This window comes from Pseudomonas sp. P5_109, from assembly GCF_034009455.1.
Lineage (GTDB): Bacteria > Pseudomonadota > Gammaproteobacteria > Pseudomonadales > Pseudomonadaceae > Aquipseudomonas.
Window position 1 is genome coordinate 990069 of sequence record NZ_CP125380.1, and the last position, 25958, is coordinate 1016026.

Consider the following 25958-nt stretch of genomic DNA (forward strand, 5'->3'; position numbering starts at 1 on the left):
TGATCTACCACTGGAACGCTGTGGCGTGGCCCTACATCAACCGCTTACGTTCGCTCGAAGGCGCGATCCCCAAAGATTCGCGGTACTTGGCGACGGTGCGGCGAGCCACCTGAATGCCTTGTGCCTCCAGTAAACCAGCGATCTTGCTGTCACTCAACGGCTTTTTCTGATTTTCCGCGGCAACCAGTTTTTTGATGATCGCGCGGATCGCCGTGGACGAGCATTCGCCGCCTTCGGAGGTGCTGACATGGCTGGAGAAAAAGTATTTCAGTTCATATATTCCCCGGGGGGTGTGCATGAACTTCTGGGTGGTCACCCGTGAAATCGTCGACTCATGCATGCCGACCGCTTCGGCGATGTCATGCAGGACCAGCGGCTTCATGGCTTCGTCGCCATATTCGAGGAATCCGCGCTGATGCTCGACGATCTGGGTGGCAACCTTCATCAGGGTTTCATTGCGGCTTTGCAGGCTCTTGATGAACCAGCGGGCCTCCTGCAACTGATTGCGCATGAAGGTGTTGTCGGCGCTGGTGTCGGCGCGGCGCACGAAACCGGCATACTGGGCGTTGACCCGCAGCCGTGGCACCGACTCCTGATTCAGCTCCACCAGCCAGCGCTCGTTGTCCTTGCGCACGATAACGTCAGGAACGACGTACTCGGCTTCGGTGGACTCGATCTGCGAGCCCGGGCGCGGGTTGAGGCTCTGGACCAGCTCGATGACCTGGCGCAGCTCGTCTTCCTTGAGCTTCATGCGGCGCATCAACTGGCTGTAGTCGCGGCTGCCAAGCAGGTCGATGTAATCGGTGACCAGGCGCTTGGCCTCGGCCAGCCAAGGGGTCTTGGCGGGTAGCTGGCGCAATTGCAGCAGCAGGCATTCGCCCAGGTTGCGGGCGCCGATGCCGGCGGGCTCGAATTGCTGGATGCGGTGCAGGACGGCTTCGATTTCGTCCAGTTCGATGTCCAGTTCCGGGTCGAAGGCTTCGAGGATTTCCTCGAGGGTTTCGTCCAGGTAGCCCTGATTGTTGATGCAGTCGATCAGGGTCACGGCGATCAGGCGATCGGTGTCGGACATCGGTGCCAGGTTCAGTTGCCACAGCAAGTGGCTTTGCAGGCTTTCACCGGCAGAGGTGCGGGTGGTGAAGTCCCACTCGTCATCGTCATTGCTGGGCAGGCTGCTGGCGCTGGTCTGGTAAACGTCTTCCCACGCGGTGTCGACGGGGAGTTCGTTGGGGATGCGCTCGTTCCAGTCACCCTCATCGAGGCTGTCAACCGTCGGGGCGGTTTCCTGGTAGGAGGGTTCCTGGATGTCGGTGTTGGGTTTTTGTTCGGCGTTGTCGGCCATGGGGTCGGAATTGTCGAAGTCGTCGCCTTCTTCCTGGCGTTCGAGCATCGGATTGGACTCCAGGGCCTCCTGGATTTCCTGTTGCAGGTCCAGGGTCGACAATTGGAGCAGGCGGATGGCCTGTTGCAGCTGCGGTGTCATCGTCAGCTGCTGGCCCATTCTCAAGACTAGCGATGGTTTCATGGCAGGGGCTTAACACCTTATTCGCCGGCGCACATGCGCCATCCACTACAGGGCGCCGGGGCGCCAAACTTAAGCAAATTATATGCCCGAAACTGAAGGGTTTGCCTAGACCGCTGTAACAATAAAAAACTATTAAATTGTGTTGCCGCGCTGCCCTTTTTGAGGGCTGAACACGCTTGTTCGCATGAAACGCTGGCGTATCGCGGATCACGTGCCCAGGCGACTGCCTGGGCACGACTCAGCGTTTACAGGCGGAACTCATGGCCCAGGTACACTTCCTTGACCAGTTGGTTGGCCAGGATGGTCTCGGCATCGCCTTCGGCGATCAGTTGACCGTCATTGACGATATAGGCGGTTTCACAGATATCCAGGGTTTCACGAACGTTGTGGTCCGTGATCAGCACGCCAATGCCTTTGGCCTTGAGGTGGTGAATGATCTGCTTGATGTCTCCGACCGAAATCGGGTCCACGCCGGCGAAGGGTTCGTCGAGGAGGATGAATTTCGGGTTGGTGGCCAGGGCGCGGGCGATTTCCACGCGACGGCGCTCACCACCGGACAGGCTCATGCCGAGGTTGTCGCGGATGTGGCTGATGTGGAATTCCTGCAGCAGGCTTTCCAGCTCTTTGCGCCGACCGGCCTTGTCGAGTTCCTTGCGGGTCTCGAGGATGGCCATGATGTTGTCGGCCACCGACAGTTTGCGGAAGATCGATGCTTCTTGCGGCAGGTAGCCAATGCCGGCTTTTGCACGGCCGTGCATCGGCTGGTGGCTGACGTCCAGGTCATCGATCAGGACGCGGCCCTGATCGGCCTGCACCAGGCCGACGATCATGTAGAAGCAGGTGGTCTTGCCGGCGCCGTTAGGGCCAAGCAGGCCGACGATCTGACCGCTGTCGATGGACAGGCTGACATCACGCACGACCTGGCGGCTCTTGTAGCTCTTGGCCAGATGCTGAGCTTTCAGAGTTGCCATTACTGGGCCTTTTTCTCGTCGGTTTTCTTCTTCGGCTGGATCACCATGTCGATGCGCGGACGCGACTCGGTCACCTTGCTGCCGGTGGCACGCCCGGCGCTGGCCAGCTTCTTGACTGTGTCGTAGACGATTTTCTCGCCCTGGGTGACGTTGTTGTCCTTGTCGACAACTTTTGCCTTGTCAATCAGCACGACCCGGTTTTGTGCCGCGTGATACTGGATGGTCACGCCCCAGCCCTGGACGGGTTTGGGATCGCCAGCGGTTTGCAGTTGCTCGAAGTACGCCAGGTTGCCTACCGAGGTCACTACATCGATGTCACCGGTCGGCGTGCGGGTGATGGTGACGGTGTTGCCGGTCACCTTCATTGAGCCTTGGGTGATGATCACGTCACCCTTATAGGTTGCAATACCTTGCTTGTCGTCCAGTTGGGCATCGTCGGCCTGAATGCGGATAGGCTGCTGTTGATCTTCCGGCAGAGCCCAGGCGCTCACGCTTCCCAGTGCTGCGCCCAGACTGAGCAAAATCGGGAGGGTTTTAACGAGCCTCATACTGTCCTCTTACGTTCGATAGCAGGTGTATCCTGCTTTCTTTCAAATACGCTTTCATTCCCTTGCCAGTCGATACACCGCCAGCGCCGTCGATTCTAACGTCTTGCTCTGTCTGCGCATATTGCTGCTGCGGGAACACGGTCATGCGGGTGCTGGTGATCAGGGTCTTGCGGTTTTTCTCGTCGAAGCGCGTGATGCGTACGTCATCGATCAGTTCGACCTGGGTGCCGTCGGGGTTGACCTCACCGCGCAAGCTCTGGACGTGCCACGGGAATTCAGTGCCGCGGAACACGTTCAGGTCAGGGTTGGTCAGCAGTGTCACCTCGGTCGCTTTCAGATGCTCGACCTTGTCGGACACCAGGTCATATTGCAGCTTGCCGTCCGGCAGGTACTGCACGCTGTGGGCGTTGATGGCGTAATAGTCGATCATGCTTTCATCGACCGGCGTTAACGGCTTGTCGAGAAAACGTTCCGGGCTGATGTTCCAGTAGCCAGCCGCGGCAAATATAGCCGCGATGCAAGTGAACATCAGGGTGTTGCGAAATTTTTTGCTCAGCATAGTGGGCTCACAGGTACGCCGCATTGGCCGCGTCGAGGCGGTCCTGGGCGCGCAGGATCAATTCGCAGAATTCGCGAGCGGCACCTTCGCCGCCACGGGCGAGGGTGATGCCGTGAGCGTGTTCACGCACGAAACTGGCGGCATTGGCCACCGCCATGCCCAGGCCGACGCGGCGAATCACCGGCAGGTCCGGAAGGTCGTCGCCGAGGTAGGCCACCTGTTCGTAGCTCAGGTTGAGTTGCGCCAACAGCTCGTCGAGCACCACCAGTTTGTCTTCGCGCCCCTGATACAGATGCGGGATGCCGAGGTTTTTGGCGCGCCGCTCGACCACCGGGGTCTTGCGGCCACTGATGATGGCGGTCTGCACGCCGGCGGCCATCAGCATCTTGATGCCCTGGCCATCGAGGGTGTTGAACGTCTTGAATTCGCTGCCGTCTTCGAGGAAGTACAGGCGGCCATCGGTCAACACGCCATCGACATCGAACACCGCCAGCTTGATCTGTTTGCCGCGTTGCAGCAGGTCCGCACTCATTACATTACTCCTGCACGCAGCAAGTCGTGCATGTTCAGGGCGCCGACCGGGCGGTCTTCGCTGTCGACCACGACCAATGCGCTGATTTTATGGTCTTCCATGATTTTCAGCGCTTCGGCGGCGAGCATCTCGGCGCGTGCGGTCTTGCCATGGGCCGTCATGACCTGGTCGATGATGGCGCTGTGGATATCGATGCTGCGGTCCAGTGTGCGGCGCAAATCACCGTCAGTGAAGATTCCGGCCAGTTTGCCGTCGGCTTCCAGAATGACGGTCATGCCCAGGCCCTTGCGGGTCATTTCCATCAGGGCATCCTTGAGCAGGGTGCCGCGCTGGACCTGCGGCAGTTCCTGGCCTGCGTGCATGACATTTTCCACTTTCAGTAGCAGGCGTCGACCCAGGGCGCCGCCTGGATGGGAAAAGGCGAAGTCTTCGGCGGTAAAGCCACGGGCTTCCAGCAGCGCGACTGCCAGGGCGTCGCCCATGACCAGTGCGGCGGTGGTCGACGAGGTCGGTGCCAGGTTCAGCGGGCAGGCTTCGTGCTCGACGTGAACATTGAGGTTGACCTCGGCGGCCTTGGCCAGCGGCGAGCCAGGGTTGCCGGTCATGCTGATCAGCTGAATGCCCAGGCGCTTGATCAGTGGCAGCAGGGTCACGATTTCATTGGTGGAACCGGAGTTCGAGAGCGCCAGAATGATGTCGTCGCGGGTAATCATGCCCATGTCACCGTGGCTGGCTTCAGCCGGGTGCACAAAAAAGGCCGTGGTGCCGGTGCTGGCCAGGGTGGCGGCAATCTTGTTGCCGATGTGCCCCGACTTGCCCATGCCGACCACGACCACGCGGCCTTTGCTGGCCAGAATCATCTCGCAAGCGCGTACGAAATCTGCGTCGATTTGGGGTAGCAGGCCTTGTACGGCTTCTACCTCGAGGCGGATGGTGCGTTGTGCAGATTGAATCAGGTCGCTGGATTGGCTCATGTCAGAAATCGTATAGCCTGATGAAAAGGCGGCGATTATAGCGGTTATGATCGAATCCCTCACGCAAGTTCGTCGCGCATTGTCACTCCTTGTTACCCGAAACCTTCTAAATGGGGCTTTTAACCGGTTATGCAGTTGCACATGACTCGGCTTTGGCCTTGGGCGCGCAGCCTTTGCAGTGATATAGTTCGCCGCCAGTTCGGCCTGCCCGGGAGGTATGTGCTTTCGTCAGAAAGCCAGGCGTCCGAGTGAGAGGCTGCATCGCAAGGAGTTTAGATGAGTGCCGATAACGCCTACGCGGTCGAGCTGAAGGGACTGTCCTTCAAGCGCGGTGCGCGCAGCATTTTCAATAATGTCGATATCCGTATCCCGCGTGGCAAGGTCACCGGCATCATGGGGCCTTCCGGGTGCGGCAAGACCACGCTTTTGCGTTTGATGGGCGCCCAATTGCGCCCCACCAAGGGCGAAGTCTGGGTCAACGGCCAGAACCTGCCAAAGCTGTCGCGCAGTGACCTGTTCGATGCGCGCAAGCATATGGGCGTGCTGTTTCAGAGCGGCGCACTGTTTACCGACCTCGATGTCTTCGAGAACGTCGCTTTTCCGCTGCGGGTTCACACGCAACTGCCGGAAGAAATGATCCGCGACATCGTCCTGCTCAAGCTGCAGGCCGTGGGTTTGCGCGGTGCCATCGATCTGATGCCCGACGAGCTTTCCGGCGGCATGAAGCGCCGAGTTGCGCTGGCCCGGGCGATTGCTCTCGATCCACAGATCCTCATGTACGACGAGCCCTTTGTCGGCCAGGACCCCATCGCCATGGGCGTCCTGGTGCGCCTGATTCGTTTGCTCAACGATGCGCTGGGCATCACCAGCATCGTGGTGTCCCACGATCTGGCCGAGACCGCGAGCATTGCCGATTACATTTATGTGGTGGGCGATGGCCAGGTGTTGGGGCAGGGGACCCCGGACGAGCTGATGAACTCGGATGAACCGCGCATTCGGCAGTTCATGACGGGTGAACCCGATGGCCCGGTTCCGTACCACTTTCCAGCGACGGATTACCGCGCAGATCTTCTGGGGAAGCGCTGATGCGCAGAATTTCATTGATAGAACGCGTGCGCCGCTTCGGCCAGGCCGGCATCGATGTGCTGGCGGTGTTCGGGCGTTCGGCCCTGTTCCTGTTCCATGCCTTGCTCGGTCGGGGCGGTATCGGTGGCGGCTTCGGGCTGCTGGTCAAGCAGTTGCATTCGGTGGGCGTGATGTCCCTGGTGATCATCGTGGTCTCCGGGGTGTTCATCGGCATGGTGCTGGCGCTGCAGGGCTTCAACATTCTTTCCAGCTATGGTTCGGAGCAGGCTGTCGGGCAGATGGTTGCGCTGACACTGCTGCGTGAGCTGGGGCCGGTGGTGACCGCCTTGCTGTTCGCCGGGCGCGCAGGTTCGGCGTTGACCGCCGAAATCGGCAACATGAAGTCCACCGAGCAGTTGTCCAGCCTGGAGATGATCGGGGTCGACCCGCTCAAGTACATCATCGCGCCACGCTTGTGGGCCGGTTTCATTTCCTTGCCGGTGCTGGCGATGATTTTCAGCGTGGTGGGTATCTGGGGCGGCTCGTGGGTAGCTGTCGACTGGCTGGGGGTCTATGAAGGTTCCTACTGGTCGAACATGCAGAACAGCGTGACGTTCTCCGAGGATGTGCTCAACGGGATCATCAAAAGTATCGTATTTGCCTTTGTCGTGACCTGGATCGCCGTATTCCAGGGCTATGACTGCGAACCCACTTCCGAGGGGATCAGTCGTGCCACCACCAAGACCGTTGTATATGCCTCGTTGGCAGTACTCGGCCTGGACTTTATTCTGACCGCCTTGATGTTTGGAGATTTCTGATGCAAAACCGCACCCTGGAAATCGGTGTCGGCCTTTTCTTGCTGGCTGGCATCCTGGCTTTGCTCTTGTTGGCGTTGCGGGTCAGTGGCCTGTCCCCGAGCCCGAGCACCGACACCTATAAACTTTACGCCTACTTTGACAATATCGCCGGTTTGACTGTCAGAGCAAAGGTGACCATGGCCGGTGTGACCATCGGCAAGGTCACGGCTATCGATCTGGATCGCGACAGTTTTACCGGTCGGGTGACCATGCAGCTGGAAAAACGCATCGATAATCTGCCGGCGGACTCAACTGCATCTATCCTGACCGCTGGCCTGTTGGGCGAGAAGTACATCGGTATCAGTGTGGGCGGGGAAGACGCCCTGCTCAAGGATGGTGGAACCATCCATGACACGCAGTCATCGCTGGTGCTCGAGGACCTGATCGGTAAATTCCTGCTCAATACCGTTAGCAAAGACGCCAAATGAGGAGCGTATAAATGATCTCTACCTTGCGACGTGGCCTGTTGGTACTGCTCGCGGCACTGCCGCTGGTGTCCCATGCCGTAGCGGCGCCCTCGGCGCACGATCTGGTGCAGGACACAACCAATCGTATGCTCGCGGACCTGGCTGCAAACAAAGAGAAGTACAAGCAGGACCCGCAGGACTTCTATACGGCACTGAACACCATCGTCGGTCCTGTCGTGGACGCCGAAGGTATTTCCAAGAGCATCATGACCGTCAAGTACTCGCGCAAAGCCACGCCTGCGCAAATGAAGACCTTTGAGGAAAACTTCAAGAAGGGTCTGTTCCAGTTCTATGGCAATGCCTTGCTGGAGTACAACAACCAGGGCATCACGGTTGAGCCGGCCAAAGACGAGTCGGGCGACCGTACCAGCGTTGGCATGGTCGTCAAGGGTAGCAGCGGCGCGATCTATCCAGTGTCGTACACGCTTGAAAAGATCAATGGCGAGTGGAAGCTGCGTAACGTCATCATCAATGGCATCAACATTGGCAAGCTGTTCCGCGATCAGTTCGCTGACGCCATGCAGCGCAATGGCAACGACCTGGACAAGACCATCAATGGTTGGGCCGGGGAAGTCGCCAAGGCCAAGGAAGCCACTGACCAGAAACCAGGGCAGTCAGCCCAATGAGTGAGTCGGCAGTCCGGATGGACGAAGCGGGCGAGCTGCGACTCAGCGGCGTGCTGGATTACCGTACCGGCCCTGGCCTGCGCGAGCAGGGCAAGGCGCTGATCAAGGCCAGCAAGGCCGCGGCGCTGGTGGTCGATTGCTCGGCGGTGACCAAGTCCAGCAGTGTCGGTTTGTCGTTACTGCTGTGTTTCATCCGCGATGCTCAGGCGGCCGGCAAGGCGCTGAGTATCCGTGGAATGCCGGAAGACATGCGTGAAATCGCTCAGGTCAGCGAGATGACCGAGCTGTTGGCGCATCCCTAACCCGCATCTATAAAGAAGCCCCCCGTCTGAGTCCTGCTTGGCGGGGTTCGCAGGCGCGGGGCTTTTTTGTATGATGTCCGACCCGCGCGCACAGGGCGCCGATTGAGGTTGAGCATGCAGGCCGTAGAAGTGAAGAGCTTCCTAGAAGGAAAGCTGCCCGGAACGTTGGTAGAAGTCGAGGGCGAAGGCTGCAATTTCCAGCTGAACGTGATTAGCGATGAACTGGCGGCGTTGAGCCCGGTGAAGCGTCAGCAGCAGATCTATGCCCATTTGAACCCATGGATCACCGATGGCAGCATCCATGCGGTCACTATGAAATTTTTCAGCAGCGCGGCCTGGGCCGAGCGCACCTGAGCCCAAGGGCGTCGAGATTCTTATGGATAAATTGATTATTACTGGCGGTGCTCGTCTTGACGGCGAAATCCGCATCTCCGGGGCAAAGAACTCTGCCCTGCCGATCCTGGCGGCCACGCTGCTGTGCGATGGTCCCGTGACCGTTGCCAACCTGCCGCACCTGCACGACATCACCACCATGATCGAACTGTTCGGTCGTATGGGTATCGAGCCGGTGATCGACGAGAAACTGGCCGTCGAAATCGATCCGCGCACCATCAAGACCCTGATCGCTCCGTACGAACTGGTTAAAACCATGCGTGCATCGATCCTGGTACTGGGCCCGATGGTTGCCCGTTTCGGTGAAGCCGAAGTCGCACTGCCTGGCGGTTGCGCCATCGGCTCGCGTCCGGTTGACCTGCACATCCGCGGCCTGGAAGCCATGGGCGCGGTCATCGACGTCGAAGGCGGCTACATCAAGGCCAAGGCGCCTGAAGGCGGCCTGCGCGGTGCGCACTTCTTCTTCGATACCGTCAGCGTGACCGGTACCGAAAACATCATGATGGCCGCAGCATTGGCCAAGGGCCGCAGCGTCCTGGCCAACGCCGCTCGCGAACCTGAAGTCGTCGATCTGGCGAACTTCCTGAACGCCATGGGCGCCAAGGTCTCCGGTGCCGGTACCGATACCATCACCATCGATGGCGTCGAGCGTCTGCACACCACCACTTACAAAGTGATGCCCGACCGCATTGAAACCGGCACCTACCTGGTGGCGGCGGCGGTGACCGGTGGCCGTGTGAAGGTCAAGGACACCGATCCGACCATCCTCGAAGCCGTCCTGGAAAAGCTCCGCGAGTCCGGTGCCGAAATCACCACCGGCGAAGACTGGATCGAGCTCAACATGCATGGCAAGCGGCCGAAAGCCGTTAACGTGCGGACCGCTCCGTACCCGGCGTTCCCGACCGACATGCAAGCGCAGTTCATCTCCCTCAACGCCATTGCCGAAGGCACGGGCGCTGTGATCGAGACGATCTTCGAAAACCGCTTCATGCACGTCTACGAGCTGCACCGCATGGGCGCCAAGATCCAGGTCGAAGGCAACACCGCGATCGTCACCGGTACCGAAAAGCTCAAGGGCGCGCCAGTGATGGCAACCGACCTGCGTGCTTCGGCCAGCCTGGTGATCTCGGCCCTGATCGCCGAAGGCGACACGCTGATCGATCGCATCTACCACATAGATCGTGGCTACGAGTGCATCGAAGAAAAACTGCAGATGCTGGGCGCCAAGATCCGTCGCGTTCCGGGCTAGTACCGCTGCATGGGCACAGGGAAGTGCCCGTTGAATTGTTGTAAGTCGAGCCGGTTTTCGGCTCGACGCGTGTCTGGCGCCGATTGCGACCGGGCATAAGATTCCTGATTAAGGGCTGACGTTTCCCATGCTGACTATCGCACTGTCCAAGGGCCGCATCCTTGACGACACCTTGCCGCTTCTGGCTGAAGCGGGCATCGTGCCGACCGAGAATCCGGACAAGAGCCGCAAGCTGATCATTCCCACGACTCAGGACGATGTCCGTCTGCTGATCGTGCGTGCCACCGATGTACCGACCTATGTCGAACATGGTGCTGCCGACCTCGGCGTCGCCGGCAAGGATGTGCTGATGGAATACGGCGGCCAGGGCCTGTACGAGCCGCTGGACCTGCAAATTGCCCAGTGCAAGCTGATGACCGCCGGTAAAGTCGGCGCCGTCGAGCCCAAGGGCCGTCTGCGCATCGCTACCAAGTTCGTCAATGTTGCCAAGCGCTACTACGCCGAGCAGGGCCGTCAGGTTGACATCATCAAGCTCTACGGTTCGATGGAGCTGGCGCCGCTGATCGGCCTGGCGGACAAGATCATCGACGTGGTCGACACCGGTAACACGCTGCGGGCCAACGGCCTGGAGCCACAGGATTTCATCGCGGCCATCAGCTCCCGTCTGATCGTCAACAAGGCTTCGATGAAAATGCAGCACGCCCGTATCCAGGCGTTGATCGACACCCTGCGCAAGGCAGTGGAGTCTCGACACCGCGGCTGATTCACCTGCGCGACGCTAAGTCGCGCCCGTCTATCCGCCTCATAGCCAGAATTCTCAGGTGCCCAAGCGGATGGAGTGCTAGCTTCGGGCGCCTGAGTTTTTGCCATTCCTATGAGGCTCTCGCTATGACCGCACCGACTGCAATTCGCCGACTCAACGCTGCTGACCCGGATTTCGCGCATCATCTGGATCATCTGTTGAGCTGGGAAAGTGTGTCTGACGACTCGGTCAATCAGCGGGTGCTGGACATCATCAAGGCCGTGCGTGAGCGTGGCGACGCGGCACTGGTGGACTTCACCCGCCAGTTCGATGGGCTGGACGTGAAGTCCATGGCCGACCTGATCCTGCCGCGCGAGCGTCTGGAACTGGCGCTCACCCGCATCTCCGTGCCTCAGCGCGAAGCCCTGGAGGTTGCCGCCGCTCGTGTGCGCAGCTACCACGAAAAACAGAAGCAGGACTCCTGGAGCTACACCGAGGCCGACGGCACGGTGCTGGGTCAGAAAGTCACGCCGCTGGACCGCGCCGGTCTATACGTACCGGGCGGCAAGGCGTCGTACCCTTCGTCGGTGTTGATGAACGCGATTCCGGCCAAGGTCGCCGGCGTCACCGAAGTGGTCATGGTCGTTCCGACCCCGCGCGGTGAAATCAACGAGCTGGTGTTGGCCGCTGCCTGCATCGCCGGCGTCGACCGCGTATTCACCATCGGTGGCGCTCAAGCCGTTGCCGCATTGGCTTACGGCACCGAGAGCGTGCCGAAGGTCGACAAGGTCGTCGGTCCGGGCAACATCTATGTCGCCACTGCCAAGCGCCACGTATTTGGCCAGGTCGGCATCGACATGATCGCCGGTCCTTCCGAGATCCTCGTGGTGTGCGACGGCCAGACCGATCCGGACTGGATCGCCATGGACCTGTTCTCCCAGGCCGAACACGACGAAGACGCCCAGGCCATTCTGGTCAGCCCCGACGCCGAGTTCCTCGACAAGGTCGCCGCCAGCATCACCAAGCTGATGCCGACCATGGAGCGTGCCGCGATCATCGAAACCTCGATCAATGGCCGAGGTGCGTTGATCAAGGTGCGCGACATGGCGCAGGCCATCGAAGTCGCCAACCGCATCGCGCCGGAGCACCTCGAGTTGTCGGTTGCCGATCCGCAAGCCTGGCTGCCGCAGATCCGCCACGCCGGCGCGATCTTCATGGGTCGCCACACGTCCGAAGCCCTGGGTGATTACTGCGCAGGCCCGAACCACGTGTTGCCGACCTCTGGCACTGCGCGCTTCTCTTCGCCGCTGGGTGTGTACGACTTCCAGAAGCGCTCGTCGATCATCTTCTGTTCCGAGCAGGGCGCTTCCGAGTTGGGCAAGACCGCTTCCGTGCTGGCCCGTGGCGAGTCGCTGACCGCCCACGCCCGTAGTGCCGAATATCGCATCGTTGACGACAAGCAGGGGAACTGAACATGAGTAAATTCTGGAGCCCGTTCGTCAAGAATCTGGTGCCTTACGTCCCGGGTGAGCAGCCGAAGCTGGCAAAACTGGTAAAGCTCAACACCAACGAAAACCCGTACGGTCCATCGCCGAAAGCCTTGGCCGCGATGCAAACCGAACTCAATGACAACCTGCGCCTGTACCCGGACCCGAACAGCGATCTGCTGAAGAACGCGGTCGCCAAATACTACGGCGTGCAGGGTAACCAGGTTTTCCTTGGCAACGGTTCCGATGAAGTACTGGCGCACATCTTCCACGGTTTGCTGCAGCACGATCAGCCGCTGTTGTTCCCGGACATCAGCTACAGCTTCTACCCGGTCTACTGCGGGTTATACGGTATCAAGTTCGACGCGGTGCCACTGGATGAGCAGTTCCAGATCAACCCGGCGGACTACGCCAGGCCGAACGGCGGGATCATTTTCCCCAACCCGAACGCCCCGACCGGCTGCCTGCTGGCGCTGGAAGCGGTGGAGCAGATCCTCAAGGCCAGCCCGGATTCGGTGGTCGTGGTGGACGAGGCCTACATCGATTTCGGCGGCGAGACGGCGATCACCCTGGTCGATCGTTACCCGAACCTGCTGGTGACCCAGACCCTGTCCAAGTCCCGTTCACTGGCCGGCTTGCGGGTTGGCCTGGCGGTAGGGCATCCGGACCTGATCGAGGCGCTGGAGCGGATCAAGAACAGCTTCAACTCCTATCCGCTGGACCGCATGGCGAATGTCGGCGCCGCTGCCGCGTTCGAGGATCGCGAATATTTCGACAAGACCTGTCGGTTGGTGATCGAGAATCGCGAGAAGGTCGTTGCGCAGCTTGAGGAGAAGGGTTTTGAAGTACTGCCATCGGCGGCGAACTTCATTTTCGCCCGTCACCCCCTGCACGATGCGGCGGCGCTTGCAGCGAAGTTGCGTGAGCAAGGTGTGATCGTCCGGCACTTCAAGCAGGAGCGGATTGCCCAGTTCCTGCGGATTTCCATCGGTACGCCAGAGCAGAACCAGGCGTTGATCGACGGCCTGGGCGACCTCTAAACCACCTCTATCCCCTTGTGGGAACAGGCTGGCTCGCGAAGAACGATAATGCGGTGTAGCTGATGTACCGCGTTAACGTTCTTCGCGAGCAAGCCCGCTCCCACAGGGGTTTGTTTCGCCTGCTTACTCTTCTTCTTTCTCTTTGACCGGTGCCGGTGGCGGACGCAAGCCAATTTCCGCGGTCAGCTTGAGCTCCTTGCCGTTGCGCATCACCTGGATCGTGACCTTGTCGGTCGGTTTGATCCGCGCCACCTGATTCATCGAGCGTCGGCCATCTCCGGCCGGTTCGCCATCGATGGCAAGAATCACATCACCCAGTTGCAGGCCGGCCTTCTGTGCCGGGCCATCGCGGAAAATCCCCGCCACGACAATGCCCGGGCGCCCGGACAAACCGAACGATTCGGCCAATTCCTGGGTCAGCGGCTGCACTTCGATACCCAGCCAGCCACGAATCACCTGGCCGTGCTCGATGATCGACTTCATCACTTCCATCGCCAGCTTCACCGGAATCGCGAAACCGATACCCTGGGAGCCGCCGGACTTGGAGAAGATCGCCGTGTTGATGCCGGTCAGGTTGCCAATGGCATCCACCAGCGCACCGCCGGAGTTGCCGGGGTTGATGGCGGCGTCGGTCTGGATGAAGTCTTCGTAGTTGTTCAGGCCCAGCTGGTTGCGACCGGTGGCGCTGATGATGCCCATGGTCACGGTCTGGCCGACGCCGAACGGGTTGCCGATGGCCAGCGCGACGTCGCCGATGCGGATGTTGTCGGAGCGCCCCACGGTGATTGACGGCAGGTTTTTCAGGTCGATTTTCAGAACCGCGAGGTCAGTCTCCGGGTCGCTGCCGATCACCCGCGCCAGGGTTTCCCGGCCGTCCTTGAGCGCCACCACGATCTGGTCGGCGCCGCTGGTCACGTGGTTGTTGGTCAGGATGTAGCCTTCCGGGCTCATGATCACGCCGGAGCCGAGACTCGATTCCATGCGTTTCTGCTTGGGCGAGTTATCGCCGAAGAAGCGCCGGAACTGCGGATCTTCGAACAACGGATGGTTGGGTTTGTTGATGACTTTGGTGGTGTAGAGGTTCACCACCGACGGCGCGGCGGTGGTCACGGCGTCGGCATAGGACACCGGACCCTGCTGCATGCTGGTGGTTTGCGGCGCCTGCTGCAGGTTGACGTCGAGGCTCGGGAGCCCGACCCATTCGGGGTAACGCTGGATTATCAAAAGAGCGACAAGCACGCCGGCCAACAGCGGCCAGCCGGAAAAACGCAGCGCCTTGAGCATTAAGCACGTCCTGAGAGAGTTGCAGGCGGTATGAGACCGCTCATAATGACGCGCATTATACGAGGCCGCACGCGCCTCTGAACGGGATATTTAGGAGTCTTTTATGGCCGTCGCCCTGAGCACCCTCGTCGAAGAAGCCGACCGTTACCTCAACAGCGCCAAAATCGCCGATTACTGCCCCAACGGCCTGCAGGTCGAGGGCCGTCCGCAAGTGATGCGCATTGTCAGTGGCGTCACCGCCAGCCAGGCTTTGCTCGACGCCGCCGTGGAGGCCAATGCCGACCTGGTGCTGGTGCATCATGGCTACTTCTGGAAGGGCGAGAACCCGTGCATCACCGGCATGAAGCAGCGCCGCTTGAAGACCCTGCTCAAGCACGATATCAGCCTGTTGTCCTATCACCTGCCGCTGGATCTGCACCCGGATGTCGGCAATAACGTGCAGCTCGCACGGCAGCTCGACATCACCGTCGAAGGCCCGCTGGACCCGGACAACCTGAAGATTGTCGGCCTGGTCGGCTCGCTGAATGAACCGATGATGCCCCGGGATTTCGCCCGTCGCGTCCAGGAAGTCATGGGGCGTGAGCCGTTGCTGATCGAAGGCAGTGCCATGATCCGCCGCGTCGGCTGGTGCACCGGTGGCGGCCAGGGTTACATCGATCAGGCCATTTCGGCCGGCGTTGACCTCTACCTCAGCGGCGAGGCTTCCGAGCAAACCTTCCACAGTGCCCGGGAAAACGACATCAGTTTCATCGCCGCCGGTCACCATGCCACCGAGCGCTACGGCGTTCAGGCACTGGGGGATTACCTGGCGCGACGCTTTGCGCTGGAGCACATCTTCATCGATTGCCCGAATCCGATCTGAAACGCATCCCTGTAGGAGCGAGCCTGCTCGCGATGGTCGTCAACGATAACGCTGGGAGCCTGACACCCCGCGGTGTTCTCAGGCTCATCGCGAGCAGGCTCGCTCCTACGGGGGGGAACGCGTTTCGCCCAAACGCGGGGGCATATTCATATGCTCTTTCGATCTAGTTGGCGTCCTGATTAGAAGAGGTCGCTGTGCTAGGATCCCCGCTCGAACACGGCCCGCTGGCCGTTCATAAGAAAGCTTTCGTGAGTAGCCATGGTCGACAAACTGACGCATCTGAAACAGCTGGAGGCGGAAAGCATCCACATCATCCGCGAGGTGGCCGCCGAGTTCGACAACCCGGTGATGCTGTACTCCATCGGTAAAGACTCCGCCGTGATGCTGCATCTGGCACGCAAGGCGTTCTTCCCGGGCAAGCTGCCGTTTCCGGTGATGCATGTCGACACTCGCTGGAAATTCCAGGAGATGTACGCCTTCCGTGACAAGATGGTCGCCGAGCTGGGCCTGGACCTGATCACCCACGTCAACCCGGACGGCGTGGCGCAGAACATCAACCCGTTCACCCACGGCAGCGCCAAGCACACCGACATCATGAAGACCGAGGGCCTCAAGCAGGCACTCGACAAGCATGGTTTCGACGCAGCTTTCGGCGGCGCCCGTCGCGATGAAGAGAAGTCCCGTGCCAAAGAGCGCGTGTACTCGTTCCGCGACAGCAAGCACCGCTGGGACCCGAAGAACCAGCGTCCAGAGCTGTGGAACGTCTACAACGGCAAGGTCAACAAGGGCGAATCCATTCGTGTATTCCCGTTGTCGAACTGGACCGAGCTGGACATCTGGCAGTACATCTACCTGGAAGGCATCCCGATCGTCCCGTTGTACTTCGCCGCCGAGCGTGAAGTCATCGAGAAGAACGGCACGCTGATCATGATCGACGACGAGCGCATCCTCGAGCACCTGAGCGATGAAGACAAAGCGCGCATCGTCAAAAAGAAAGTGCGTTTCCGTACCCTTGGTTGCTACCCGTTGACGGGCGCGGTGGAGTCCGAGGCCGAAAGCCTCACGGACATCATTCAGGAAATGCTCCTGACGCGAACTTCCGAGCGCCAGGGCCGTGTCATCGACCACGATGGCGCAGGCTCGATGGAAGACAAAAAACGTCAGGGTTATTTCTAAGGGGTTGTCATGTCGCACGTATCTGATTTGATCAGCGAGGACATCCTCGCCTACCTGGGCCAGCACGAACGTAAAGAGCTGCTGCGCTTTCTGACCTGCGGTAACGTCGACGACGGCAAGAGCACCCTGATCGGGCGCCTGCTGCACGACTCCAAGATGATCTACGAAGATCACCTGGAAGCGATCACCCGCGACTCGAAAAAAGTCGGCACCACCGGTGAAGACATCGACCTGGCGTTGCTGGTCGACGGCTTGCAGGCGGAGCGCGAGCAGGGCATCACCATTGATGTCGCGTACCGCTACTTCTCCACCGCCAAGCGCAAATTCATTATTGCCGACACCCCCGGCCATGAGCAGTACACCCGTAACATGGCCACCGGTGCTTCCACCTGTGACCTGGCGATCATCCTGGTCGACGCCCGCTACGGCGTGCAGACCCAGACCCGTCGCCACAGCTTCATCGCATCCCTGCTGGGCATCAAGCACATAGTCGTCGCCATCAACAAGATGGACCTCAAGGACTTCGACCAGGGCGTGTTCGAGTCGATCAAGGCCGACTACCTGCAGTTCGCCGAAGGCTTGAAGTTGAAGCCCACCAGCATGCACTTTGTGCCGATGTCCGCTCTGAAGGGCGACAACGTGGTGAACAAGTCCGAGCGTTCGCCGTGGTACACCGGCCAGTCGCTGATGGAAATCCTCGAGACCGTGGAAGTGGCGGGCGATCGCAACTTCACCGACCTGCGTTTCCCGGTGCAGTATGTCAACCGTCCGAACCTGAACTTCCGTGGCTTCGCCGGTACGCTGGCCAGCGGCATCGTCAAGAAAGGCGACGAAGTCGTGGTGTTGCCGTCGGGCAAGAGCAGCCGCGTGAAATCCATCGTCACCTTCGAAGGTGAGTTGGAGCACGCAGGTCCTGGTCAGGCTGTGACGCTGACCATGGAAGACGAAATCGACATCTCCCGTGGCGACCTGTTGGTTCACGCCGACAACGTGCCGCCGGTGACCGACAGCTTCGAGGCCATGCTGGTGTGGATGGCTGAAGAGCCGATGCTGCCGGGCAAGAAATACGACATCAAGCGCGCCACCAGTTACGTGCCTGGCTCCATTGCCAGCATCGTCAACAAGGTCGACGTCAACACCCTCGAAGAAGGCCCGGCCAGCTCGTTGCAGCTGAACGAAATCGGCAAGGTCAAGATCGCGCTCGATGCGCCGATTGCCCTCGACGGTTACGACAGCAACCGCACCACCGGCGCCTTCATCATCATCGACCGCCTGACCAATGGCACCGTTGGCGCCGGCATGATCGTCGCCCAGCCTTTGGCCCATGGCACCAGCACGCACCACGGCAAACTGGCCCACGTCGCCACCGAAGAACGCGCACAGCGCTTCGGCCAGCAACCGGCCACCGTGTTGTTCAGCGGCTTGTCGGGCGCGGGCAAAAGCACCCTGGCGTATGCGGTTGAACGCAAGTTGTTCGACCTGGGTCGTGCGGTGTTCGTACTCGATGGCCAGAACCTGCGTCACGACCTCAACAAAGGTCTGCCACAGGATCGCGCCGGACGTACCGAGAACTGGCGTCGTGCCGCGCACGTTGCACGTCAGTTCAACGAAGCGGGTCTGCTGACCCTGGCGGCGTTCGTTGCGCCGAGTGCCGAGGGTCGTGAACAGGCTCGTGAACTGATCGGCAAGGAGCGTCTGCTGACGGTCTACGTCCAGGCTTCGCCAACGGTCTGCGCCGAGCGTGATCCGCAAGGCCTGTACGCGGCGGCTGGGGATAACATCCCGGGCGAGTCCTTCCCGTACGACGTGCCGCTGGATGCCGATCTGGTCATCGACACCCAGTCCGTGTCGCTGGAAGAAGGCGTGAAGCAGGTGCTAGAGCTGCTGCGCAAGCGTGGTGCGATCTAAGCGCTAGCCGGAAATGAAAAACCCGCAGACAAGTGATTGTCTGCGGGTTTTTTGTTGCCTCTAGATTGCTATCGCTGGCAAGCCAGCTCCCACAGGTTTCTCGGTCGTACACAGTATTTGTATTCACTGCAGCTCACTGTGGGAGCTGGCTTGCCAGCGATAGGGCCGGTACAGGCACCTCAATACTTCGCTGGATACTCGCGATGCATCTGTTCCAGCAACGCATCCTTGTCCTGCCACAACTGATTGATCCAACCCTGGAACTGCAATCGGTACTCGCCGTCCTGATCGTAATTCTTGCCGATGAACTGCAGCGGAATGTTCAGTTGCTGAAAATGCACCACCACGTCTTTCACGTATCCACATAGCAGATCCCAGAACCAGGAAGCCTCTGAAAATCTAAAGTCAGAAGGAATAGTCAGAATCCTTGACCGGAAATGGACTACAAGAAAGTCGGAAGTTATGAAGTTTTATTGTTTTGTAAGTGAGAATAGTGTTTGCAACAGGGTAGATGTGTTTTTGCGCAGATTGTATCAAGTCGAGCAATTGCAAGGAAGTCGGTGATTGCTTAAAAAGTAAGCTTGCGCTTGAGGATCAAGGTGTGCGAAATAAAATTTTTCCCGTTCCGGTTGGTTATGTTTCTAGTGCTTTTGAGATCATTTTCTGTGTAATTGTTCTGTTGTTGTATCTTGTTTTTTCTCTTTGTATTTATAGTAGGTTGATAGAAGTTCCTCCGGTTCCTGATAAGTTAGTTATGAAAGATGCTTTTGTATATAGGGGGCATTCACAAGCTTCAAAGACAACATCTTTTTTGTATCTGAGGGTTGGAGTTGATGACGCTGCTTACAAATATATCATTGAGGCTTCGAATCGTGATGTTATGTACACGGACTTTGATAAGCCAAGAAGGTTGTGGGTGGCAGTAGATACTGACGAAAGTAAAAAATTTGTTTGGGGAGTATATGATGAAGATTATGGGTTGTTGATAAGTCGTCAAGATATATTGCGCTGGGCTAGCTCAGTTAATATCGATAATTACTTTGTGCTTTCTTTGTTATTTATTTCATCGTTGTATTTCCTTTATATTGTTTTTTTGACTGGTGTTTGGAATAGGTGTGCAGCGAAAAGGATGGCTTGTGAAAATAAATAAGATTGATGATGAGATATTTGTAATTGACGATTTTTTAACTCAAGGGGAAGAGGAGTGCATAAATGTTCAACTCAAGGGCGCCGTTTGGAGATACAGCTGGCCAAATTATGAGGAGCTTCCATTTGTTAGGCCTTGTTGGCATGTTTTTATTGCGGGTAAAGGTCGGCCGGATCGGAAGTCATGTTTAGACGAATTAGACAGAAGTGAATCTTGGCGTTTTCTTGTCGGCTTCTGGGAAAGGTTATCAATATTACATGATTTCAAAATCACGTTATTAGGTGTTTATGCAAATGGGCAAACATTTGGGCAAGACACGATTATACATCGGGATAACAAGACGCACCCAGGGATGACAGTGATCGTGTTTTGTAATGAGCACTGGCCAACATCCTGGGGAGGTGAGCTCGTATTCTACGATGACAAAAAAGAAAATATTATTAAATCAGTACTTCCAAAATCGCGGCGTGTGGTGATTTTTGACGGGCGAGTTCCACATGCGGCGAGATCGCCTTCAGTAAAGTGTGATCAGGTAAGGATGACGCTTGCGTTCAAAACTGTGATTAAGGAGTAGTATATGGCCGGGAAAGCCGAAATATTTGTAGCTGTCGTCAATGATGGTGTGACTATTGGCTCGGGGGCGACTGCAGTATCAGATCAGTTTTTAGCCAACGGAACTGGAATGGTATTGCTGAGTCAGTCGGTGCAGACCGGTGCTGTGATAGCGAGTGTTACCTCGGTGACAAAATTAGCAGGTCCTTATGTACCGATTGTAAATATGCCGGCCAATATAGTCGCCGGTACGATAACTTTTCTGAAAATAGGGGTCGACTTCAGAGATGGGCGCGAAATCAAGACGGGTGACGTTGTCAGTCTGGTTGGTAATGTTGCAGGGGTGATTGCAACCATGGCAGTTTTGCTAGCGGCGCCATTTTCGGTTGTTGCTACCTTAAGTGTTGTAGCTATCGGCACCGGTATATATTCGATTTATAATTCAGAAGTGCTTGGTGCTATTGCGACAAATGCCAAAAATTTCTTCAACGATAAAGGGTTGGAAAACTACCTTGACTATGTATGTGCGCCGGATATGCAAATTGTCCACAAAAACACTTTGAGGGATGTCTACGGCAATCAGATGCTTTCCTGTAATTGGATATCTGAAACCGGAGAGCTACAGCCCTCAGCGGTACCTGTTTTCGATGAAAATATAGGCGGTGGAGGACTATATATACCAATATCTCCTGTTTTACCGGCTCCTCCTGATGTTATCCCAGTTGTAACTATCGGGCCGCTTGAGATTAATGATGGCTCTGATGACAGCGGTGATGAGTATGGATGCTGTACTGGTGGAAGTGATGGTTATGTGTAGCGAAATCCATATATAAGTTGTCTGTTCCTGATTTTTGTCTTCAGATTTTCAGTAAAAACCAACTGGATATTCGACAGTCTTAAGCGACAAGCCCGAGTCAGGCTGAACTTAAGAGTGCGTTGGTGTGTGGGTAATCGTCAGCTTCATCGCTTGGAACTGAGCTCCGTGTCGCTGGAAGAAGGCGTCAAGCAAGTGCTGAGTCTGCTGCGTGAGCGTGGGGCGATCTAAGTCTTAGCCGGAAATGAAAAACCCGCCAATGAGCGATCATCGGCGGGTTTTTTGTGTTGTTGAAAACGTCTTCGCTGGCAAGCCCGCTCCCACAGTTTTGAGGGTGTTCGCAAAATTTGTGAACAGCACGGTCCCTGTGGGAGCTGGCTTGCCAGCGATGAGGCCATAACAGACACCTGATTACTTCGCTGGATACTCGCGATGCATCTGTTCCAGCAACGCATCCTTGTCCTGCCACAACTGATTGATCCAGCCCTGAAACTGCAATCGGTACTCGCCGTCCTGGTCGTAGTTCTTGCCAATGAACTGCGGCGGAATCTTCAGCTCTTCAAAGTGCACCACCACGTCCGCGACGTTGCCGCACAGTAAATCCCAGAAGCCAGGACGACCTGCCGGATAGTGGATGGTCACGTTGACGATCGACTCCAGTTGTTCGCCCATGGCATCCAGCACGAAGGCAATGCCACCGGCCTTTGCCTTGAGCAAATACTTGAACGGTGACTGCTGCTGGGCATGCTTGCCCTCGGTGAAGCGCGTGCCTTCGACGAAGTTGAAAATGCCCACCGGATTGTCGCGAAATTTCGCACAGGTCTTGCGGGTGGTTTCCAGGTCCTTGCCTTTCTTTTCCGGGTGCTTCTCCAGGTATGCCTTGGAGTAGCGCTTCATGAACGGGAAGCCCAGTGCCCACCAGGCCAGGCCGATCACCGGAACCCAGATCAGCTCCTGCTTGAGAAAGAACTTCAACGGTTGGATGCGCCGGTTGAGTACGTATTGCAGCACCAGGATGTCGACCCAGCTCTGGTGGTTGCTGGTGATCAGGTACGAGTGCTGATAGTCCAGGCCTTGCAGGCCGCTGATGTGCCAGCGGGTGCGACGGACCAGGTTCATCCAGCCTTTGTTGAGGCTGATCCAGGCTTCATGGGTATGGCTCATCAGCCAGCCGGCGAGGCGTTGGGTGAGGGCGAACGGCAAGACCTTGACGAGCGCCACGCAGAACAGGAACGAGCAGAGCAAAATCGTGTTGAGTGCCAACAGCAGCGCGGCGATCACGCCGCGCAACGGGGCGGGTAGAAAATCCAGCATTTACACATCCATAGGTCGGTTGGCGGCTTGAATCGCGGTCAGGGCGATGGTGTAGACGATGTCATCGACTTGCGCGCCGCGCGGCAAATCGTTCACCGGTTTGCGCAGGCCTTGCAGCATCGGCCCGAGGCTGACGCAGTCGGCGCTGCGCTGCACAGCCTTGTGGGTGGTGTTGCCGGTGTTGAGGTCGGGGAACACGTACACCGTGGCACGACCGGCCACCTGGCTGTTCGGCGCCAATTGCCGGGCCACGCTTTCGTTGGCGGCGGCGTCGTACTGCAACGGGCCGTCGATCAGCAGCGAGTGCTGTTGTTCGTGGGCGAGCAGGGTGGCTTCGCGGACTTTCTCGACCTCTTCACCGCTGGCCGATTCGCCGCTGGAGTAGCTGATCATCGCCACCCGTGGGGTGATGCCGAATGCCGCCGCCGAGTCGGCGCTTTGCAGGGCGATCTCGGCCAGTTCGCTGGCGCTTGGGTGCGGGTTCATCACGCAATCGCCGTAGACCAGCACCTCTTCCGGAAACAGCATGAAGAACACCGACGACACCAGGGTGCAGCCAGGCGCGGTCTTGATCAGTTGCAGGGCGGGGCGGATGGTGTTGGCGGTGGTGTTGATCACGCCCGAGACGAGGCCGTCGACTTCATCCAGGGCCAGCATCATGGTACCGATCACCACGGTGTCTTCCAGTTGTTGCTCGGCCATCGGCGCGTTGAGGCTTTTGCTTTTGCGCAGCGCGACCATGGGCTCGACATAGCGCTCGCGGATCGAGTCCGGATCGATGATTTCCAGGCCTGGCGGCAGCTCGATGCCCTGTGCGCGGGCGACGGCCTGCACGTCCTCGGGCTTGGCCAGCAACACACAGCGAGCGATGCCGCGGGCCTGGCAGATCGCGGCGGCCTGCACGGTCAGCGGTTCGCTGCCTTCGGGCAACACGATGCGCTTGTTGGCCGCCTGGGCGCGCTGGATCAATTGATAGCGGAACACCGCTGGCGACAAACGCATCTCGCGCGGTGTACCGCAGCGCTGATGCAGCCAGTTGGCATCGAGGTGGCCGGCGATGAAATCGGTGATGATCTCGGCGCGCTCGCGGTCATCGATGGGGATTTCCTTGTTCAGGCCATTGAGCAGGTTGGCGGTGTCGTAGGAGCCGGTACTCACCGACAGCACCGGCAACCCGGCCTGCAGGGCGCCGCGGCACAGGTCCATGATGCGCGGGTCGGGCAGGGTGTCGCTGGTCAGCAGCAGGCCGGCCAGCGGCACGCCGTTCAGGGCCGCGAGGCTGACGGCGAGGATGATGTCGTCGCGGTCGCCGGGGGTCACCACCAGCACGCCGGGCTTGAGCAGCTCCACGGTGTTGCGCATGGTGCGGGCGCAAATGATGATTTTGGTCATGCGCCGGGTTTCATAGTCACCGGCGTTGAGCACTTGCGCGCCCATCAGGTCGGCGACGTCGCGGGTGCGCGGGGCGTTCAGTTCCGGCTGGAATGGAATGCAGCCGAGCAAGCGGAAATCGCCGCTGCGCAATAGTGGCGAATGCTCCTTCAGGCGGGTGGCAAAGGCCTCCATGCTTTCCTCGGTCTTGACCTTGTTGAGGATCACGCCGAGGACTTTCGGGTCTTTCGGGCCGCCGAACAATTGCGCCTGCAACTCGACGCGACCGGAGAGCTCGGTCAGCACTTCGTTTTCCGGTGCCGAGACCAGGATCACCTCGGCGTCGAGGCTCTTGGCCAGGTGCAGGTTGACCCGCGCGGCGTAACTGGCGCTGCGGGTCGGCACCATGCCTTCGACAATCAGCACGTCCTTGCCGATGGCAGCCTGCTGATACAGGGTGATGATTTCTTCGAGCAACTCATCGAGCTGACCATCGCCAAGCATGCGCTCGACATGGGCCAGGCCCAGTGGCTGAGGCGGCTTCAGGCCGTGGGTACGCGCCACAAGTTCGGTGGAACGTTCCGGGCCCGTGTCGCCCGGATGCGGCTGGGCAATCGGTTTGAAAAAGCCGACCTTGAGCCCGGCGCGCTCAAGGGTACGCACCAGCCCGAGGCTGATGGAGGTCAGACCCACACCAAAATCGGTGGGCGCGATAAAAAAAGTTTGCATGCGGATTCTCTGGAGGTGCATGGCAAAGGTGAACGCCTATAGCTGGCGATCTACCGAAATTCAGTCGCCAAGGTTATCGCTAACCGAGCCTTGTGCGCACCAACCACAATCAAAGGGTTGGCCGATTTTTTCCTGGCGCTGTGCAGGGTCCATGACCCAGGCGCGCGATTGCCAGGGTGGCTGGTGCCGCAGGTGTTGGCTATGGCCGCAGGAAAGCTCGGCCACCCAGTGGCCGTCCTCGTCCTGATGGAAGCCTGTGACCGTCGAATCCCGTTTGTCCGGGTTGTGTTCGCTTTCGGTCGATTGCTTCGCTAAACTTGGCCTTTCAATCTTCTTATGCAAAAGGTCTCGCCCCATGCTGATCGCCGCCAATAAGGCTGTCTCCATCGACTATACCCTGACCAACGACGCTGGTGAGGTCATCGACAGCTCCGCCGGCGGCGCGCCGCTGGTCTACCTGCAAGGCGCAGGCAACATCATCCCGGGCCTGGAAAAGGCTCTGGAAGGCAAGGCTGTCGGCGACGAGCTGACTGTAGCCGTTGAACCGGAAGACGCTTACGGCGAGTACGCTGCCGAACTGGTCAGCACCCTGAGCCGCAGCATGTTCGAAGGCGTCGACGAGCTGGAAGTGGGCATGCAGTTCCACGCTTCCGCTCCGGACGGCCAGATGCAGATCGTGACCATCCGTGATCTGGACGGTGACGACGTGACCGTTGACGGCAACCACCCGTTGGCCGGCCAGCGCCTGAATTTCCAGGTCAAGATCGTTGCCATCCGTGACGCCAGCCAGGAAGAAATCGCTCATGGCCACGTCCATGGCGAAGGTGGCCATCAGCACTGATTTCTGCGCTAAGCTCAGATAACTGGAGAGGCGCCCCGAGGGCGCCTTTTTAGTCTGCGGCCGTCCCTGACGACACCGCCAAGTGGCTGTTTCGAGAAGAACACGGGAATCTGGAGTACGTCATGAGTGCTTTTCACGACCTTAAATTGACAGCCCTGGATGGTCAGGAGCTACCTCTGGCGCCTTTCAAGGGCCAAGTCGTACTGGTGGTCAACGTCGCCTCCAAATGCGGCTTGACCCCTCAATACGCAGCGCTGGAAAACCTCTACCAGCAATACAAGGCTAAAGGTTTCAGTGTATTGGGCCTGCCGTGCAACCAGTTTGCCGGGCAGGAACCGGGGACCGAACAAGAGATCAAGGATTTCTGCAGCCTCAACTATGGCGTGACCTTTCCGTTGTCCAGCAAGCTGGAAGTCAACGGGCACGAACGTCATCAGTTGTATCGCCTGCTGGCGGGCGAGGGCGCGGAATTCCCCGGCGATATCACCTGGAACTTCGAGAAGTTCCTGCTGGGCAAGGACGGCCGTGTACTGGCTCGGTTCTCGCCGCGCACGGCACCGGATGATCCGACCATCGTCCACGCAATTGAAAAAGCGCTGAGCTGATATCTCCCCCTGTAGGAG

28 protein-coding genes and 1 pseudogene are annotated in these 25958 nt (G+C 58.6%); 18 read left to right on the forward strand and 11 right to left on the reverse strand.

Going from position 1 to position 25958, the window contains the following annotated elements; all coding sequences use genetic code 11:
- Positions 1-31: 31 nt before the first annotated feature.
- From QMK54_RS04230 to QMK54_RS04255, 6 genes are all read right to left on the reverse strand, one after another.
- Positions 32-1525 (reverse strand): RNA polymerase factor sigma-54, encoded by a 1494-nt coding sequence (locus QMK54_RS04230; RefSeq protein ID WP_110659034.1) that lies wholly within the window; start codon positions 1523-1525, stop codon positions 32-34.
- 245 nt (positions 1526-1770) lie between these two features.
- Positions 1771-2496: an LPS export ABC transporter ATP-binding protein gene (lptB, locus tag QMK54_RS04235; RefSeq protein WP_103394162.1), complete on the reverse strand. Its 726-nt coding sequence runs from the start codon at positions 2494-2496 to the stop codon at positions 1771-1773.
- Positions 2496-3044 (reverse strand): lipopolysaccharide transport periplasmic protein LptA, encoded by a 549-nt coding sequence (gene lptA / locus QMK54_RS04240; protein ID WP_110659036.1) that lies wholly within the window; start codon positions 3042-3044, stop codon positions 2496-2498. Before lptA ends, lptB begins: the two co-directional genes overlap by 1 nt.
- On the reverse strand, positions 3031-3603 hold the full coding sequence (gene lptC, locus QMK54_RS04245; RefSeq protein WP_320402118.1) for an LPS export ABC transporter periplasmic protein LptC: 573 nt from the start codon (positions 3601-3603) through the stop codon (positions 3031-3033). Before lptC ends, lptA begins: the two co-directional genes overlap by 14 nt.
- 7 nt (positions 3604-3610) lie before the next feature.
- Positions 3611-4135 (reverse strand): KdsC family phosphatase, encoded by a 525-nt coding sequence (locus QMK54_RS04250; protein ID WP_008018712.1) that lies wholly within the window; start codon positions 4133-4135, stop codon positions 3611-3613.
- On the reverse strand, positions 4135-5109 hold the full coding sequence (locus QMK54_RS04255) for a KpsF/GutQ family sugar-phosphate isomerase (RefSeq protein WP_110659042.1): 975 nt from the start codon (positions 5107-5109) through the stop codon (positions 4135-4137). Before QMK54_RS04255 ends, QMK54_RS04250 begins: the two co-directional genes overlap by 1 nt.
- A 276-nt stretch (positions 5110-5385) precedes the next feature.
- Here QMK54_RS04255 and QMK54_RS04260 point away from each other — a divergent pair, with 276 nt between their 5' ends.
- From QMK54_RS04260 to hisC, 10 genes are all read left to right on the forward strand, one after another.
- Positions 5386-6195 (forward strand): ATP-binding cassette domain-containing protein, encoded by an 810-nt coding sequence (locus tag QMK54_RS04260; RefSeq protein WP_110659044.1) that lies wholly within the window; start codon positions 5386-5388, stop codon positions 6193-6195.
- The gene (mlaE, locus tag QMK54_RS04265) at positions 6195-6992 is read left to right on the forward strand and encodes a lipid asymmetry maintenance ABC transporter permease subunit MlaE (RefSeq protein WP_110659046.1); all 798 of its coding nucleotides are present in this window, start codon (positions 6195-6197) and stop codon (positions 6990-6992) included. The genes QMK54_RS04260 and mlaE overlap by 1 nt, the downstream gene beginning before the upstream one ends.
- Entirely contained in the window at positions 6992-7459 is a 468-nt protein-coding gene (gene mlaD, locus QMK54_RS04270; RefSeq protein WP_110659048.1) for an outer membrane lipid asymmetry maintenance protein MlaD, read from the forward strand. The genes mlaE and mlaD overlap by 1 nt, the downstream gene beginning before the upstream one ends.
- A gap of 11 nt (positions 7460-7470) precedes the next feature.
- The gene (locus QMK54_RS04275) at positions 7471-8124 is read left to right on the forward strand and encodes a phospholipid-binding protein MlaC (protein WP_110659050.1); all 654 of its coding nucleotides are present in this window, start codon (positions 7471-7473) and stop codon (positions 8122-8124) included.
- Entirely contained in the window at positions 8121-8426 is a 306-nt protein-coding gene (locus QMK54_RS04280; protein WP_110659052.1) for a lipid asymmetry maintenance protein MlaB, read from the forward strand. Before QMK54_RS04275 ends, QMK54_RS04280 begins: the two co-directional genes overlap by 4 nt.
- Positions 8427-8540: 114 nt before the next feature.
- Positions 8541-8780, forward strand: coding sequence for a BolA family protein (locus QMK54_RS04285; RefSeq protein ID WP_007912386.1), 240 nt, complete (start codon positions 8541-8543; stop codon positions 8778-8780).
- A 22-nt stretch (positions 8781-8802) separates the two neighbouring features.
- Complete coding sequence (gene murA / locus QMK54_RS04290) at positions 8803-10068, forward strand: UDP-N-acetylglucosamine 1-carboxyvinyltransferase (RefSeq protein ID WP_110659054.1); 1266 nt, start codon at positions 8803-8805, stop codon at positions 10066-10068.
- A 127-nt stretch (positions 10069-10195) separates the two neighbouring features.
- Complete coding sequence (gene hisG, locus QMK54_RS04295) at positions 10196-10831, forward strand: ATP phosphoribosyltransferase (RefSeq protein ID WP_007970278.1); 636 nt, start codon at positions 10196-10198, stop codon at positions 10829-10831.
- Between the two features lie 125 nt (positions 10832-10956).
- A complete protein-coding gene (hisD, locus tag QMK54_RS04300; RefSeq protein ID WP_223589166.1) occupies positions 10957-12282 on the forward strand; it encodes a histidinol dehydrogenase in 1326 nt (441 codons plus the stop codon).
- Between the two features lie 2 nt (positions 12283-12284).
- Positions 12285-13337 (forward strand): histidinol-phosphate transaminase, encoded by a 1053-nt coding sequence (hisC, locus tag QMK54_RS04305; RefSeq protein ID WP_320402119.1) that lies wholly within the window; start codon positions 12285-12287, stop codon positions 13335-13337.
- Between the two features lie 123 nt (positions 13338-13460).
- On the opposite strand, the gene algW is transcribed toward hisC, so the two are convergent.
- Positions 13461-14621 (reverse strand): Do family serine endopeptidase AlgW, encoded by a 1161-nt coding sequence (gene algW, locus QMK54_RS04310; protein WP_110660541.1) that lies wholly within the window; start codon positions 14619-14621, stop codon positions 13461-13463.
- 103 nt (positions 14622-14724) lie between these two features.
- Between algW and QMK54_RS04315 the strand changes: the two genes are divergently transcribed.
- From QMK54_RS04315 to cysN, 3 genes are all read left to right on the forward strand, one after another.
- Positions 14725-15483: a Nif3-like dinuclear metal center hexameric protein gene (locus QMK54_RS04315; RefSeq protein WP_150718670.1), complete on the forward strand. Its 759-nt coding sequence runs from the start codon at positions 14725-14727 to the stop codon at positions 15481-15483.
- Positions 15484-15741: 258 nt separating this feature from the next.
- Positions 15742-16659, forward strand: a complete 918-nt coding sequence (gene cysD, locus QMK54_RS04325; protein WP_007970286.1) for a sulfate adenylyltransferase subunit CysD — start codon at positions 15742-15744, stop codon at positions 16657-16659.
- A gap of 9 nt (positions 16660-16668) precedes the next feature.
- Entirely contained in the window at positions 16669-18567 is a 1899-nt protein-coding gene (gene cysN / locus QMK54_RS04330) for a sulfate adenylyltransferase subunit CysN (RefSeq protein ID WP_110660538.1), read from the forward strand.
- 179 nt (positions 18568-18746) lie between these two features.
- Here cysN and QMK54_RS04335 read toward each other — a convergent pair.
- Positions 18747-18947: pseudogene (locus QMK54_RS04335) on the reverse strand (acyltransferase); the annotation flags it as partial.
- 221 nt (positions 18948-19168) lie between these two features.
- Between QMK54_RS04335 and QMK54_RS04340 the strand changes: the two are divergent.
- The 3 genes from QMK54_RS04340 to QMK54_RS04350 are packed head-to-tail and all read left to right on the forward strand — an operon-like array spanning position 19169 to position 21083.
- The gene (locus tag QMK54_RS04340; protein ID WP_320402120.1) at positions 19169-19717 is read left to right on the forward strand and encodes a hypothetical protein; all 549 of its coding nucleotides are present in this window, start codon (positions 19169-19171) and stop codon (positions 19715-19717) included.
- On the forward strand, positions 19704-20288 hold the full coding sequence (locus QMK54_RS04345; protein ID WP_320402121.1) for a 2OG-Fe(II) oxygenase: 585 nt from the start codon (positions 19704-19706) through the stop codon (positions 20286-20288). The genes QMK54_RS04340 and QMK54_RS04345 overlap by 14 nt, the downstream gene beginning before the upstream one ends.
- Before the next feature lie 3 nt (positions 20289-20291).
- Positions 20292-21083: a hypothetical protein gene (locus QMK54_RS04350; protein ID WP_320402122.1), complete on the forward strand. Its 792-nt coding sequence runs from the start codon at positions 20292-20294 to the stop codon at positions 21081-21083.
- Positions 21084-21491: 408 nt separating this feature from the next.
- Here the strand turns inward: QMK54_RS04350 and QMK54_RS04355 are convergent, their stop codons facing one another.
- The 3 genes from QMK54_RS04355 to QMK54_RS04365 are packed head-to-tail and all read right to left on the reverse strand — an operon-like array spanning position 21492 to position 24881.
- Complete coding sequence (locus QMK54_RS04355) at positions 21492-22394, reverse strand: acyltransferase (protein WP_320402123.1); 903 nt, start codon at positions 22392-22394, stop codon at positions 21492-21494.
- Positions 22395-24494 carry a phosphate acetyltransferase gene (gene pta / locus QMK54_RS04360; protein ID WP_090453103.1) on the reverse strand — a complete coding sequence of 700 codons (2100 nt, stop codon included), beginning with the start codon at positions 24492-24494 and terminating at the stop codon, positions 22395-22397.
- Between the two features lie 60 nt (positions 24495-24554).
- On the reverse strand, positions 24555-24881 hold the full coding sequence (locus QMK54_RS04365) for a DUF3565 domain-containing protein (RefSeq protein ID WP_110660543.1): 327 nt from the start codon (positions 24879-24881) through the stop codon (positions 24555-24557).
- On the opposite strand from QMK54_RS04365, the gene QMK54_RS04370 reads away from it, so the two are divergent.
- Complete coding sequence (locus tag QMK54_RS04370; RefSeq protein WP_320402124.1) at positions 24850-25335, forward strand: peptidylprolyl isomerase; 486 nt, start codon at positions 24850-24852, stop codon at positions 25333-25335. The two genes, QMK54_RS04365 and QMK54_RS04370, sit on opposite strands and share 32 nt — an antisense overlap.
- A gap of 122 nt (positions 25336-25457) precedes the next feature.
- Positions 25458-25940 (forward strand): glutathione peroxidase, encoded by a 483-nt coding sequence (locus QMK54_RS04375; protein ID WP_110660533.1) that lies wholly within the window; start codon positions 25458-25460, stop codon positions 25938-25940.
- Positions 25941-25958 lie beyond the last annotated feature (18 nt).